Genomic DNA, 13,165 nt, shown 5'->3' with positions numbered 1-13,165 from the left:
GGCACCGCGCGACGGGCGGCCGCGCACGGGCGGAATACCGGCGGCCCCGTACGGCGTAGAACCCCGTATGGAACCCGTGCGTCTGTCCGTCCTCGACCGCTCCCGCACCCGTGAGGGACACACCCACCCCGAGGCGCTGCGCGACACGGTGCGGCTGGCGCGGGAGCTGGAGCGCCTCGGCTACCACCGGATCTGGGTCTCGGAGCACCACGGCGTCCCGGGGGTCGCCGGTTCGGCGCCGACCGTGCTGGCCGCGGCGGTCGCGGCCGCCACCCGCACGATCCGGGTCGGCACGGGCGGGGTGATGCTGCCCAACCACCGGCCGCTGGTCGTGGCGGAGCAGTTCGGGGTCCTGGAGTCGCTGTTCCCCGGGCGGATCGACATGGGCCTCGGCCGGTCCGTCGGCTTCACGGACGGGGTGCGCAAGGCCCTGGGGCGCGATAAGGACGACGCCGAGGACTTCGAGGCGCAGCTGCGGGAGCTGCTCGGCTGGTTCCGCGGCGCCTCCCCCACCGGGGTGCACGCCCGCCCGGCCGAGGGGCTGACCGTGCCGCCGTTCGTCCTGGCCATGGGCGAGGGCGCCGGCATCGCGGCCCGCCTCGGCCTGCCCCTGGTGATCGGCGACCTGCGCCACCGGGAGAGGATGCGCCGCGGCATCGACCACTACCGCGAGCACTTCCGCCCCTCGGCGTGGGCGCCGGAGCCCTACGTCGTCGTCTCCGGCACCGTCGCCGTGGCCGCCACCCCCGAGGAGGCCCGGCGGCTGCTGATCCCCGAGGCCTGGTCGATGGCGTACGCGCGCACCCACGGCACGTTCCCGCCCCTGCCGCCCGCCGAGCGCGTCGAGGCGCTCACCCTGACCGGCAAGGAGCGCGACTTCTACGAGGCCGGCCTCGCCGGACACCTCGCGGGCACCGGGGAACAGGTCGCGCACGAGCTGCGGACGCTGCTGAAGGAGACCGGGGCGCAGGAGGTCCTGGTCACCACCAGCACCTACGACCGCGAGGCCCTGCTGGACTCCTACCGGCGGCTGGCCGCGATCACCTCCGGTTAGAGTCGTCCGACATGCACGACCACCATGACGCCCACGACCCGTACGTCCGTGTCCGAGGAGCCCGCGAGCACAACCTGCGCGGGGTGGACGTCGACATCCCGCGCGACGCACTGGCCGTGTTCACCGGCGTGTCCGGCTCCGGCAAGTCCTCCCTGGCGTTCGGCACGATCTACGCCGAGGCGCAGCGGCGCTACTTCGAATCGGTCGCGCCCTACGCGCGCCGGCTCATCCACCAGGTCGGCGCGCCGGAGGTCGCGGAGATCACCGGGCTGCCACCGGCCGTCTCGCTCCGGCAGCGCCGCGGGGCGCCCACCTCGCGCTCCTCCGTCGGCACGGTCACCAACCTCTCCAACTCCCTGCGCATGCTGTTCTCCCGGGCCGGGACCTATCCGCCCGGCGCCGAGCGCCTGGACTCCGACGCCTTCTCGCCCAACACGGCGGCCGGGGCGTGCCCGGAGTGCCACGGACTCGGCCGCGTGCACCGCACGACCGAGGAGTCGCTGGTCCCCGACCCCTCGCTGTCCATCCGCGAGGGCGCGATCGCCGCGTGGCCGGGTGCCTGGCAGGGCAAGAACCTGCGGGACATCCTGGACGCCCTCGGGTACGACGTGGACCGGCCGTGGCGGGAACTGCCCGCCGAGCAGCGCGAGTGGATCCTGTTCACGGACGAGCAGCCGGTGGTCACCGTGCACCCGGTGCGCGACGCGGAGCGCATCCAGCGGCCCTACCAGGGCACGTACACGAGCGCCCGGCGCCATGTGATGAAGACGTTCGCGGAGTCCAGGAGCCCGGCGCTGCGGGCGAGGGCCGAGCGGTTCCTCACCAGCGCACCCTGCCCGGCCTGCGGCGGCAGCCGGCTGCGGCCCGAGGCCCTGGCGGTGACGTTCGGCGGCCGGACCATCGCCGAGCTGGCGGCCCTGCCGCTGGCCGACCTGGCCGAGGGCCTGGACGCCACCTCCGAGGCCGCCCGGGTGCTGACGGACGACCTGCGGTCCCGTGTCGCACCGGTCGTCGAACTGGGCCTCGGCTACCTCAGCCTCGACCGCGCCACACCCACCCTGTCGGCGGGCGAGCTGCAGCGCCTGCGCCTCGCCACCCAGCTGCGCTCCGGTCTGTTCGGGGTGGTCTACGTCCTCGACGAGCCGTCGGCCGGGCTGCACCCGGCGGACACCGAGGCGCTGCTGACCGTGCTGGAACGGCTGAAGCGGGCCGGGAACTCGGTGTTCGTCGTGGAGCACCACCTGGACGTGGTGCGCGCGGCCGACTGGCTGGTCGACGTGGGCCCGCTGGCGGGCGAGCACGGCGGACGGGTCCTGCACAGCGGTCCGGTGGCCGCCCTGGCCGGCGTCGGGGAGTCGGCGACGGCCCGCTACCTCTTCGGCCGCGCCCCCGCCCCGGCCTGGGAGGTGCGCGCCCCGCGCGGGTGGCTGAAGGCGGGCCCGGTCACCCGGCACAACCTGCGCGGTGTGACCGCCGCGTTCCCGCTCGGCGCGTTCACGGCGGTCACCGGCGTGTCCGGTTCCGGCAAGTCCACGCTCCTCGGCGAGATCACGCGGGAGACGGCCGGGGTGGGACGGCTGGTCTCGGTCGACCAGAAACCCATCGGCCGCACGCCGCGCTCCAATCTCGCCACCTACACGGGCCTGTTCGACGTCGTGCGCAAGGTGTTCGCGGCCACCGACGGAGCACGCGAACGCGGCTTCGGCGTCGGCCGGTTCTCCTTCAACGTGGCCGGCGGGCGGTGCGAGACCTGCCAGGGCGAGGGGTTCGTCAGCGTGGAGCTGCTGTTCCTGCCGAGCACGTACGCGCCCTGCCCGGACTGCGGCGGAGCCCGGTACAACCCCGAGACGCTTCAGGTGACGTACCGGGGGCGGACCATCGCGCAGGTGCTGGACCTGACGGTGGAGAGCGCGGCGGGGTTCTTCGCCGACACCCCGGCCGTGGCGCGCAGCCTCCGCACACTGCTCGACGTCGGCCTGGGCTACCTGCGGCTGGGCCAGCCCGCGACGGAGCTGTCGGGCGGCGAGGCGCAGCGCATCAAACTGGCGAGCGAACTGCAGCGCGCCCGGCGCGGCCACACGCTCTACCTCCTGGACGAGCCCACGACCGGACTGCACCCGGCCGACGTCGACGTCCTGATGCGCCAGTTGCACGACCTCGTCGACGCCGGGCACACCGTGATCGTCGTCGAGCACGACATGTCGGTCGTCGCGGGCGCGGACTGGGTCGTCGACCTCGGCCCGGGCGGTGGCGACGCGGGCGGCCGGATCGTGGCGGCGGGACCGCCGGCGGAGGTGGCGCGCTCGCCGGAGAGCCGGACCGCGCCCTATCTGGCCCGCACGCTGTCCGGGGCCCGCTGAGCGCCGGGCGCCGGGGCCCGCCGAAGGGCCGGGCGGACGGTCCACCCCCGGACCGCCCAGGGTGCGGCGCCTCGTCCCGGCTACGCCACGAGCGCCGTGTGCGCCCAGGCTGGTGCCGTCCGCGCGGGCTGGGCGGAACGGGCGAGGGAGCGGCGGTCGGGGTGGCCGCCCGGGGGGATCGCGTCGCGCACCTCGACCTCCGCGACCAGGCCGCGGGTCGTGGCGACCCGCCACAGGGAGGCGAGCAGGGTGTCGTCGCCGACGAACGCGGGGGCGGTGGCGGCCCCTGCGGTGACGGCCCCTTCCTCCCGGCCGTGCCGGCCGGTGAGCCGGTAGCCGATCCGCACCGGCTGGACGGGGACCCCGGCGTCCAGGGCGGCCTGGAACACCGCCCGGCGGAAGGTGCCCTGGGCCCGGCCGCACCAGGTGCTGCCTTCGGGGAAGGCCGCGACGGCCGTGCCCTCGCGCAGCGCGCGCGTGATCCGGGCGACGGTCTCCGGCAGCGCCCGCAGCCGGTCCCGGTCGATGAAGAGCACGCCGCCGCGCGCGGCCAGCGGCCCGGCGACGGGCCACCGCCGCACCTCGGTCTTGGCCAGCATCCGCGCCGGACGCACGGCGGCGAGCAGCGGTACGTCCAGCCAGGAGATGTGGTTGGCGACGAGCAGCAGTCCCCCGGTGGGGGCGGCGGTGCCGGTGATGCGGACCCGGACCCCCGCGGCCCGCACGATCCACCGGCACCACCGCCTCACGAGGGAGGCCGGTATCCGGGAGCCGAGCGGCAGCAGCGCGATCCCGGCCAGGAGCAGCAGGGCGACTCCCGTGAGCCGCAGCAGGGCCCGCGGCACGGCCCGGGCGGGCACCGCCGCCGGCGTCTCGACGCAGGACCGCGGCGTGCAGGGCGCGGTGGGCAGCCAGGCGCTCATCAGGCCGGCACGAGGGAGAGGAAGTGCCGCAGGTAACGGGGGTTGACCCGGCTCATCGGCAGCAGGACGTACAGGTCGGCGACGCCGAAGTCCGGATCGTGGGCCGGCTCGCCGCACACCCAGGCGCCGAGGCGCAGGTAGCCGCGGAGCAGGGCGGGCAACTCGACGCGGGCGGCGGGCGCGGGGCCCGGCAGCCACGGCAGCAGCGGCCGGACCCGGTACTCCTCGGGCGACAGGTGCCTGGCGCTCACCCGGTCCCAGGTGGCGGCGGCGAGCGTGCCGCCGTCGGCCAGCGGGACGGAGCAGCAGCCGGCCAGCCACTCGTGGCCGCGGTCGGTCATGTAGCGGGCGATGCCGGCCCAGATGAGGCTGATGACGGCGCCGTCGCGGTGGTCGGGGTGGACGCAGGAGCGGCCGACCTCGACGAGGCCGGGGCGGATCGCGTCGAGCCGGGTGAGGTCGAACTCGCCCTCGGAGTAGAGCCGTCCCGCGACGGCCGCGCGCTCCGGCGGCAGCAGCCGGTAGGTGCCGACGACCTGGCCGGTCGTCTCCTCCCGGACGAGGAGGTGGTCGCAGTACGCGTCGAACGGGTCGGCGTCCAGGCCCGGCTCCGAGCCGGACAGCAGGGCGCCCATCTCCCCGGCGAAGACGTCGTGCCGCAGTTTCTGCGCGGCCCGCACGTCGGCCTCGTCGTGGGCCAGGGTGACGGTGTAGCGGGTGGGCGCGGCGGGCTGCCGGGGACGATCGAGGGTGGAAACGCCGGTCATGGCTCTCTCCTGATCACGGGCCGGGGACGGTTGGGCGGCCGCAACAGTTCTTCCGACGCCGGGCGTCGGGCGCGTGACCGTGGTCGGGAGAGCGGATGTGAGCTTGTTGAACGGAACGGACGGGCGGGAGCGCGCACGAGGCGGACGCGAGACGGGGCCGGTGAGCACCACACACCCGGCCCCGCCCGTCCGCACCTGTCGGCGAACGTCTGCTACCGCTTGGCGGACTTCCTGGTGGCCCGCAGCCACTCCTTGTTCATGCTGGTGATGGACATCAGCGGAATCCCCTTGGGGCAGGCGGTGGCGCACTCCCCGGCGAGCGTGCACCCGCCGAACCCCTCCTCGTCCATCTGCGCGACCATGTCGAGCACCCGCGTCTCCCGCTCGGGCGCTCCCTGCGGCAGCACGTTGAGGTGGTTGATCTTGGCGGAGGTGAACAGCATGGCCGCGCCGTTGGGGCAGGCGGCCACGCACGCCCCGCAGCCGATGCACTCGGCGTGCTCGAAGGCGAAGTCGGCGTCCGGCTTCGGCACCGGCGTCGCGTGCGCCTCGGGCGCCGCCCCCGTGGGGGCGGTGATGTAGCCGCCGGCCTGGATGATCCGGTCGAAGGCGGAGCGGTCGACGACCAGGTCCTTGATCACCGGGAACGCGGCCGCCCGCCACGGCTCGATGTCGATCGTGTCGCCGTCCTCGAAGGAACGCATGTGCAACTGGCAGGTGGTCGTCCGCTCGGGTCCGTGCGCGTCGCCGTTGATCACCAGCGAGCAGGCGCCGCAGATGCCCTCGCGGCAGTCGTGGTCGAAGGCGACGGGGTCCTCGCCCTTGAGGATGAGCTCCTCGTTGAGCGTGTCGAGCATCTCCAGGAACGACATGTCGGGCGAGATGCCGTCCACCTCGTACGTGGTCATCGTGCCGTCGGCGTCGGCGTTCTTCTGGCGCCAGACGCGCAGGGTGAGCTTCATGCGTAGCTCCGCTGGGTGGGGTGGACGTACTCGAAGACCAGGTCTTCCCTGTGCAGGACGGGAGCCTCGCCGGTGCCGGTGAACTCCCAGGCGGCCGCGTAGGCGAACTCGTCGTCCTTGCGGGCGGCCTCGCCGTCCGGCGTCTGGGACTCCTCGCGGAAGTGGCCGCCGCAGGACTCCGTGCGGTGCAGCGCGTCGAGGCACATGAGCTCGGCCAGTTCCAGGTAGTCGACGATGCGGTTGGCCTTCTCCAGCGACTGGTTGAACTCCTCGCCGGTACCGGGCACCTTGATGCGCCGCCAGAACTCCTCGCGGATCTGCGGGATGCGCTCCAGCGCCTTGCGCAGCCCCGCGTCGCTGCGGGCCATGCCGCAGAACTCCCACATCAGTTCGCCCACCTCGCGGTGGAAGGAGTCGGGGGTGCGGTCGCCGTCGACGGACAGCAGCAGGTGGAGCCGGTCCTGCGTCTCGGCCAGCACCTCCTGCACGACGGGGTGTTCGTCGGTGACCTCGTCGTGGCGGGGGTTGCGGGCCAGGTAGTCGTTGATGGTGGCCGGGAGCACGAAGTACCCGTCGGCCAGGCCCTGCATCAGCGCGGACGCGCCGAGCCGGTTGGCGCCGTGGTCGGAGAAGTTGGCCTCGCCGATCGCGAACAGGCCGGGGATCGTGGTCTGCAGGTCGTAGTCGACCCACAGGCCGCCCATCGTGTAGTGCACGGCCGGGTAGATCCGCATCGGCACCTCGTACGGATCCTCGTCGGTGATCCGCTGGTACATGTCGAAGAGGTTGCCGTACTTGGCCTCCACCGCCTTGCGGCCCATGCGCTTGATGGCGTCGGCGAAGTCGAGGTAGACGCCCTGCCCGCCGGGGCCCACGCCCCTGCCCTCGTCGCAGACGTTCTTCGCGGCGCGGGAGGCGATGTCGCGCGGGACCAGGTTGCCGAAGGACGGGTAGATGCGCTCCAGGTAGTAGTCGCGCTCGTCCTCGGGGATCCGGTGCGGCGGCCGGGTGTCGCCCTTGGCCCTGGGCACCCAGATCCGGCCGTCGTTGCGCAGCGACTCGCTCATCAGCGTCAGCTTCGACTGGTGGTCGCCGGTGCGCGGGATGCAGGTGGGGTGGATCTGCGTGAAGCAGGGGTTGGCGAAGTACGCGCCGCGCCGGTGGGCCCGCCAGATCGCGGTGGCGTTGGAGTTCATGGCGTTCGTCGACAGGTAGAAGACGTTGCCGTAGCCGCCGCTGGCCAGCACCACCGCGTCCGCGAAGTAGGTGTCGATCTTCCCGGTGACGAGGTCCCGGGCCACGATCCCGCGCGCCCGCCCGTCGACCACGATCAGGTCGAGCATCTCGGTGCGCGGGTGCATCTCGACGTTGCCCGCAGCGATCTGCCGGCTGAGCGCCTGGTAGGCGCCGAGGAGCAGTTGCTGTCCCGTCTGGCCGCGGGCGTAGAACGTCCGGGACACCTGGACGCCGCCGAAGGACCGGGTGTCCAGCAGGCCGCCGTACTCACGGGCGAAGGGCACGCCCTGGGCCACGCACTGGTCGATGATCTCCACGGAGATCTGGGCGAGGCGGTGCACGTTGGACTCGCGGGCCCGGAAGTCGCCGCCCTTGACGGTGTCGTAGAACAGCCGGTGGATCGAGTCGCCGTCGTTGCGGTAGTTCTTCGCCGCGTTGATGCCGCCTTGCGCGGCGATGGAGTGGGCGCGGCGCGGGGAGTCCTGGTAGCAGAACTGGACGACGTGGTAGCCCTGTTCGGCGAGGGTGGCACCGGCGGAGCCGCCCGCGAGGCCCGTGCCGACGACGATGACGGTGTGCTTGCGCCGGTTGGCCGGGTTGACCAGCTTGGCCTCGAACCGGCGCTTGTCCCACCGCTCGTGGATCGGCCCGGAGGGCGCCTTGGTGTCGACGACCGGCTCGCCGGTCGCGTAGTCCGCGTAGGAGGTCATGTCAGCTCACCACTCCGGTCATGACGGCCACGGGTACGGCGATGAAGCCGGCCGTGAGCAGCAGCGCGAGGACGTTCGCGACGGTCTTCAGGGCCCGGTCGCGGGTGCGGCTGCCCGCGCCGAGGGTCTGGGCGGCGCTCCAGAAGCCGTGCCGGACGTGCAGGCCGAGCGCGAGCATCGCGACGATGTAGACGACGTTGCCGTACCAGGTGGAGAAGGTGTCCACGACGTTCTGGTAGGGGCGGCCCGGCTGGAAGCCGGGGTGCACGGTGCCGGTCGTCAGGTCGAGGATGTGCCAGACGATGAACAGGCCCAGGATGACCCCGCCCCAGCGCATGGTGCGCGTGGCGTAGGAGGCCCGGGGCTTCTTGTGCACGTACTTCCTGGGCCGGGCCTTGATGTCGCGGCGGCTGAGCTGGTAGGCGGAGACCGCGTGCGCGACCACGGCGGCCACGAGCACGACGCGGACCAGCCACAGCGTCCACTCGTAGTGCATGAAGGGCTCGCCGACGGTGCGCAGCCAGTGCGCGTAGTGGTTGAACTCGCCCGCCCCGAAGAAGATCTTCAGGTTCCCGATCATGTGGACGACCAGGTACAGCAGCATGACCAGACCGCTGACCGCCATCACGGTCTTCTTGCCGACGGTGGAGTCCCACACGGTGCGTGCCATGGACGGCCGTCGGTCCGTCCGCGTTGCCAGAGCCATGGACAGCACGCTACGGACGCGCGGCCGATCGGTCCAAGACATGGTCCGGCTTGATTCCATAGGAGGCGGCTATCGTGGGTGGATGCAGTTCCAGCAGCTCCAGTACTTCGTGGCCGTCGCCGAGACCCGGCACTTCACCCGGGCCGCCGACCTGGTCCATGTCGCGCAGCCGTCGCTGTCCCAGCAGATCAAGGCCCTGGAGCGGGAGCTGGGCGCGGACCTGTTCCTCCGGGCGCGCGGCAACATCACGCTCACGGACGCCGGGGAGGCCCTGCTCCCGCTGGCCCGGCGCATCCTGGCGGACGCCGAGACGGCCCGGCACGAGGTGCAGGAGCTGGTGCAGCTGCGCCGGGGCCGGGTGCGGCTCGGCGCCACGCCCAGCCTGTGCACCGGTCTGCTGCCGGAGGTGCTGCGCGCGTTCCACGACCGTTACCCGGGCATCCGGCTGCTGATCGAGGAGGGCGGCTCGCACGACCTGGTGCGGGAGCTGGCCCGCGGGGCGCTGGACCTGGCGCTGGTCGTGCTGCCGCTGCCGACGCCGTCGCCGGCGCTGACGACGGTGGAGCTGCTGCGCGAGGACCTGGTCGTGGTCTCCTCCCCCGACGCACCGAAGCCGGGCCCGGGGCGCCGGACCGTACGGGTCGCGGACCTGGAGGGGGAACGCCTGGTGATGTTCCGGCACGGCTACGACCTGCGCGAACTCACGGTCGCCGCGTGCCGCGCGGAGGGTTTCGAACCGGACTTCGCGGTGGAGGGCGGGGAGATGGACGCGGTACTCGGTTTCGTCCGGGCCGGCCTGGGCGTCGCCGTCGTGCCGCGGATGGTGGCGGCGAGGTCGGGGAGCGGACTGCGCGTGACGCCGCTGGCCCGGCCGGGACTGCACCGGACGATCGCGCTGGCCCACCGCAGCGACGTGGCTCCGCCCCGGGCCGCGCGGGAGCTGCAGCGGATGCTGCTGGAGCGCTGACCGCGGTGGCCGGGGTCCGGCCCGGCCCGGACATGCCGTGCGTCCGGAACCCGTCCCGCCCACCCTCGGCCCGTGGGTGATGAGCGGTACGTCCGGTATCGGGACGACACGGAGGTGCCGGCCGCCATCGGGGCCTGTGGCGCCCGGCGGACCGAACGGGTCACCGTGCGGGCGCCCCGTAAGTCGGCCGAGGCGGCGGTCGCCGCGTGGGAGCGCGCGGAGGAGCACGCGCCCCGCCCGGAGACGCCCGAGCGGTACGCGCTGCGGGACGGGGCCGCCGAGCTGGCGCTGATCGGTCTCGCGATCGCGGAACGCGGCCGCCCGGAGGGCGAGGAGGCCGTCGTGGGCCTGGAGCTCGCCCCGGCGGGGGCGGCGCTCCGCGCGGCGGCGTGACGGCGCCCGCCGCCCGCAGCGCACGACGACCCGGCCGGGCAAGGCGCCCCGGGGCGTCTCCCGGTCGCGTCCGGCCTTACCCCGTCGCGTCCGGCGTCACCCCGTCGCGTCCACCAGCGCCAGCTCGTGCAGCCGCTCCGGCGGGCCCGGGCGGGCGTAGTACCAGCCCTGGGCCGTGTCGCAGCCGAGTACGCGCAGTTGCTCGGCCTGGGCGCCGGTCTCCACGCCCTCGACCGTCACCGCCAGGTCCAGGCTGTGCGCCAGCGAGACGATGCCCTCGACGATCTTCAGATCGACGGGATCGGCCGGGAACTGCTGCATGCTCTGGGTGAAGGACCGGTCCAGCTTCAGGATGCTGACCGGCAGCCGCCGCAGGTTGGCCAGGTTGGAGTAGCCCGTCCCGAAGTCGTCGAGGGCGATGTCGACGCCTATCTCCGCCAGCCGGCGCAGCGGCTTCAGCAGGTCGTCGTCCGCCCCGATCAGCGCCGACTCGGTGACCTCCAGGCACAGCGCGTCCGGTGCGACGCCGGTCCGCTCCAGGATGTCGACGGTGTCCTGGACCAGGCCGGGATGCGTCAACTGGCACGGCGAGAGATTGACGTTGATGCGCAGCGGCCCCGCCTCCACGCCCCCGTGCAGCTCCCGCCACTCACGGGCCTGGCGCACCGACTGCTCCAGCACCCAGCGGCCCAGCGGCACGATCAGCCCGGTGTGCTCGGCGAGCGGGATGAACCGGTCCGGGCCGAGGACGCCGTGCTGGGGGTGCAGCCAGCGCACCAGGGCCTCCGCGCCCCGGACGCTGCCGTCGCCGAGGTGGACCAGCGGCTGGTACTCGATGAAGAACTCGCCCCGCTCCAGCGCCGTCGGCAGCGCGGTCGTCAGGCCGTGGCGGGTGATGGCGCGGGCGTCCGCCTCCGGGTCGGCGAGCTCGAAGCGGTTGCCGCCCGCCGACTTGGCCCGGTACATGGTGATGTCCGCGCTGCGCAGCACCTCCGCCGGGCTGCGTTCACCGGCCGGGCCCTCGACGATGCCGATGCTGCCGCGCACGGTCAGCTCCCGGCCGTCGACGCTGATCGGCGCGAGCAGCGCGTTCATGATGCGGGCGGCGAGCTCGTCGACCGCGCGCTGGGTGTCGGGTCCGGTGGTCAGCGCCACGAACTCGTCACCGCCGAGCCGCGCGACCATCTCGCCGGGCGCGGTGGCGCAGGACTGCAGCCGGTCGGCGACCTCCACGAGCAGCCGGTCGCCGGCCGCGTGGCCGAGGCTGTCGTTGACGGTCTTGAAGCCGTCCAGGTCGAGGTAGCACAGCCCGAACCGCTGGCCTTCCCCGGCGGACAGTGCCTTCTCCAGCCGCTCGAAGAAGAAGGTGCGGTTGGGCAGGCCCGTGAGGGCGTCGTGCGTGGCCTCGTAGCGCAGCCGCAGGTTGAGCAGCCGCCGCTCGGTGGTGTCCTCCATGAGGGCGAGCTGGTACTGCGGGTTGCCGTCGGCGTCGCGCAGCAGGGAGACCGTCAGGTTGGTCCACAGCACCGTCCCGTCGGGGCGGTAGAACGCCTTCTCCAGGTGGTAGTGCTCCCGCTCGCCGCGCACGAGTTCGTCGTAGAGCCGCCAGGTCTGCGGGGCGTCGTCGGGGTGGGTCCACTCCCGGACGTTGCGGCTGCGCAGCGTCTGCTCGGAGATGCCGAACATGCGCAGCAGCGCGCCGTTGACCTGCAGGATGTTGCCGTCCAGGTCGGCCATGCCGATGCCTATGGCCGCGCCCTCGAAGACCGCGCGGAAGCGGGCCTCGCTCGCGTGCAGCGCCTGGGCCACCACGCCCTGCGCCTGCAGCGCGGCCTGCGCGATGGCCTCCTGTTCGGCCAGGGTGCGCTCGCGCAGCGCCCGGGCGAAGCCTGCGGCCATCGCGTGCTGCAGGCGCGCGCACCGCGCCCGCAGGTCCTCCGGGTCGCCGTCGCCGCCGCAGTACAGCACCAGGTAGGCGTCCACGCAGTCCAGCGTGCGGCTGAGCGCGTCGGGGTCGGTGCAGTGGACGTCCACGAGGGCGGCACCGACCGCCTTGCCCGCGCCGGCGTCGAAGGCCCGGGCCCGCAGCGCCTCGCTCAACCGCCGGGCCAGCGGCAGCAGCTGCTCCTCGAACTCCGGCCGGGTCGACGACGTCGAGGTCACCGGGAAGACCGCCCGGCTCCAGATCGTCGCGAACCGGCGCAGTCTGTCCTCCGGCCCGTCCGGTTCCGCGATCACGCCGTACGCCCCACGCCCGCGAAGCCGGAGAACGCGTACGGATCCTCGTCCTCCGGTGCGGTGTCGGGCCGCCAGCGCGGCATCGCCACCAGTCCGGGTTCCACCATGTCGTACCCCTCGAAGAACCGCGCGATCTCCTCGCGCGAGCGCATGATCAGCGGGTTGCGGATGTCCTCGTACACGTCCACCGCGCCCCCGGCCCGCTCCGGCGGCAGCGGGATCCCCTCGTAGGAGGCGTGAGTGAGCACGAGCAGGCTGCCGGGTGCGAGCGCCGCGGTCAGCTCCGCCACCGCCCCGTACGGGTCGTCCTCGTCTTCCACGAAGTGCAGTATGGCAACGAGGAGCAGGGCCACTGGCTGATTCAGGTCGATCAGCCGCTCCACCTCGGGGCTGTTCAGGATGTCCTGGGGCTTGCGCAGGTCCGCTGCCACGACGGCCGCGTCCTCGTTGCCGTCGAGGACCGCCTCGCTGTGGGCCACGGCCACCGGGTCGTGGTCCACGTACACCACGCGCGCTCCGGGGCGGGTGGCCTGCGCCACCTCGTGCACGTTGCCGAACGTGGGGATGCCGGAACCGATGTCGAGGAACTGGTCTATGCCCTCACCGGCCGCGTAGCGCACGGCGCGGCGCATGAACGCCCGGTTCGCCTGCATGATCTTGGGGAGTCCCGGCATGAACTCCATGGCCCGGCGGGCCGCTTCCCGGTCGACCTCGAAGTTGTGCGATCCGCCCAGGTAGTAGTCGTACATCCGGGAGACGCTGGGCACCGAGATGTCGATGCTCCGTGGGGCCCAGGCGGGACGCTCCATCTATCTCTCCAAGGCGTAGGCGATCCGGTGTTCGAGCAGA

At 73.3% G+C, this 13,165-nt stretch carries 11 protein-coding genes; 4 read left to right on the top strand and 7 right to left on the bottom strand.

The genetic code is table 11. From position 1 onward, the window contains the following. Window positions 1-67: 67 nt before the first annotated feature. Together AC07DA_RS28320 and AC07DA_RS28315 are read left to right on the top strand one after the other, a co-directional pair. Complete coding sequence (locus AC07DA_RS28320; RefSeq protein WP_479131037.1) at window positions 68-1,054, top strand: LLM class flavin-dependent oxidoreductase; 987 nt, start codon at window positions 68-70, stop codon at window positions 1,052-1,054. Window positions 1,055-1,065: 11 nt separating this feature from the next. Then, window positions 1,066-3,414, top strand: a complete 2,349-nt coding sequence (locus AC07DA_RS28315) for an ATP-binding cassette domain-containing protein (RefSeq protein ID WP_479131036.1) — start codon at window positions 1,066-1,068, stop codon at window positions 3,412-3,414. Window positions 3,415-3,494: 80 nt separating this feature from the next. Here the strand turns inward: AC07DA_RS28315 and AC07DA_RS28310 are convergent, their stop codons facing one another. The 5 genes from AC07DA_RS28310 to AC07DA_RS28290 all read right to left on the bottom strand — a co-directional run bounded on the left by AC07DA_RS28310 (window position 3,495) and on the right by AC07DA_RS28290 (window position 8,682). Continuing rightward, the gene (locus AC07DA_RS28310; RefSeq protein WP_479131035.1) at window positions 3,495-4,337 is read right to left on the bottom strand and encodes a lysophospholipid acyltransferase family protein; all 843 of its coding nucleotides are present in this window, start codon (window positions 4,335-4,337) and stop codon (window positions 3,495-3,497) included. Further along, the gene (locus tag AC07DA_RS28305) at window positions 4,337-5,104 is read right to left on the bottom strand and encodes a GNAT family N-acetyltransferase (protein WP_479131033.1); all 768 of its coding nucleotides are present in this window, start codon (window positions 5,102-5,104) and stop codon (window positions 4,337-4,339) included. The genes AC07DA_RS28310 and AC07DA_RS28305 overlap by 1 nt, the downstream gene beginning before the upstream one ends. 212 nt (window positions 5,105-5,316) lie before the next feature. After that, entirely contained in the window at window positions 5,317-6,066 is a 750-nt protein-coding gene (locus AC07DA_RS28300) for a succinate dehydrogenase/fumarate reductase iron-sulfur subunit (protein WP_479131032.1), read from the bottom strand. Next, the gene (locus tag AC07DA_RS28295) at window positions 6,063-8,012 is read right to left on the bottom strand and encodes a fumarate reductase/succinate dehydrogenase flavoprotein subunit (protein WP_479131030.1); all 1,950 of its coding nucleotides are present in this window, start codon (window positions 8,010-8,012) and stop codon (window positions 6,063-6,065) included. Before AC07DA_RS28295 ends, AC07DA_RS28300 begins: the two co-directional genes overlap by 4 nt. 1 nt (window position 8,013) lies before the next feature. Further along, window positions 8,014-8,682: a succinate dehydrogenase gene (locus AC07DA_RS28290; RefSeq protein ID WP_333936415.1), complete on the bottom strand. Its 669-nt coding sequence runs from the start codon at window positions 8,680-8,682 to the stop codon at window positions 8,014-8,016. Window positions 8,683-8,800: 118 nt separating this feature from the next. Here AC07DA_RS28290 and AC07DA_RS28285 point away from each other — a divergent pair, with 118 nt between their 5' ends. Next, window positions 8,801-9,685 (top strand): LysR family transcriptional regulator, encoded by an 885-nt coding sequence (locus tag AC07DA_RS28285; protein ID WP_479131029.1) that lies wholly within the window; start codon window positions 8,801-8,803, stop codon window positions 9,683-9,685. A gap of 72 nt (window positions 9,686-9,757) precedes the next feature. Beyond that, the gene (locus tag AC07DA_RS28280; protein WP_479131028.1) at window positions 9,758-10,078 is read left to right on the top strand and encodes a hypothetical protein; all 321 of its coding nucleotides are present in this window, start codon (window positions 9,758-9,760) and stop codon (window positions 10,076-10,078) included. Between the two features lie 96 nt (window positions 10,079-10,174). On the opposite strand, the gene AC07DA_RS28275 is transcribed toward AC07DA_RS28280, so the two are convergent. Next, the gene (locus AC07DA_RS28275; RefSeq protein ID WP_479131027.1) at window positions 10,175-12,316 is read right to left on the bottom strand and encodes a putative bifunctional diguanylate cyclase/phosphodiesterase; all 2,142 of its coding nucleotides are present in this window, start codon (window positions 12,314-12,316) and stop codon (window positions 10,175-10,177) included. Beyond that, window positions 12,313-13,125, bottom strand: coding sequence for an SAM-dependent methyltransferase (locus AC07DA_RS28270; protein WP_479131026.1), 813 nt, complete (start codon window positions 13,123-13,125; stop codon window positions 12,313-12,315). Before AC07DA_RS28270 ends, AC07DA_RS28275 begins: the two co-directional genes overlap by 4 nt. Window positions 13,126-13,165: the final 40 nt, after the last annotated feature.

The organism is Streptomyces sp. NPDC044921 (assembly GCF_056432865.1).
This window is presented reverse-complemented; position numbering and strand designations above follow the sequence as displayed.

Excerpts from the sequence above, each read along its gene's own strand:
- AC07DA_RS28320 (WP_479131037.1), top strand. The coding sequence starts at position 68 with ATGGAACCCGTGCGTCTGTCCGTCCTCGACCGCTCCCGCACCCGTGAG.
- AC07DA_RS28315 (WP_479131036.1), top strand. The coding sequence starts at position 1,066 with ATGCACGACCACCATGACGCCCACGACCCGTACGTCCGTGTCCGAGGA.
- AC07DA_RS28310 (WP_479131035.1), bottom strand. The coding sequence starts at position 4,337 with ATGAGCGCCTGGCTGCCCACCGCGCCCTGCACGCCGCGGTCCTGCGTC.
- AC07DA_RS28305 (WP_479131033.1), bottom strand. The coding sequence starts at position 5,104 with ATGACCGGCGTTTCCACCCTCGATCGTCCCCGGCAGCCCGCCGCGCCC.
- AC07DA_RS28300 (WP_479131032.1), bottom strand. The coding sequence starts at position 6,066 with ATGAAGCTCACCCTGCGCGTCTGGCGCCAGAAGAACGCCGACGCCGAC.
- AC07DA_RS28295 (WP_479131030.1), bottom strand. The coding sequence starts at position 8,012 with ATGACCTCCTACGCGGACTACGCGACCGGCGAGCCGGTCGTCGACACC.
- AC07DA_RS28290 (WP_333936415.1), bottom strand. The coding sequence starts at position 8,682 with ATGGCACGCACCGTGTGGGACTCCACCGTCGGCAAGAAGACCGTGATG.
- AC07DA_RS28285 (WP_479131029.1), top strand. The coding sequence starts at position 8,801 with ATGCAGTTCCAGCAGCTCCAGTACTTCGTGGCCGTCGCCGAGACCCGG.
- AC07DA_RS28270 (WP_479131026.1), bottom strand. The coding sequence starts at position 13,125 with ATGGAGCGTCCCGCCTGGGCCCCACGGAGCATCGACATCTCGGTGCCC.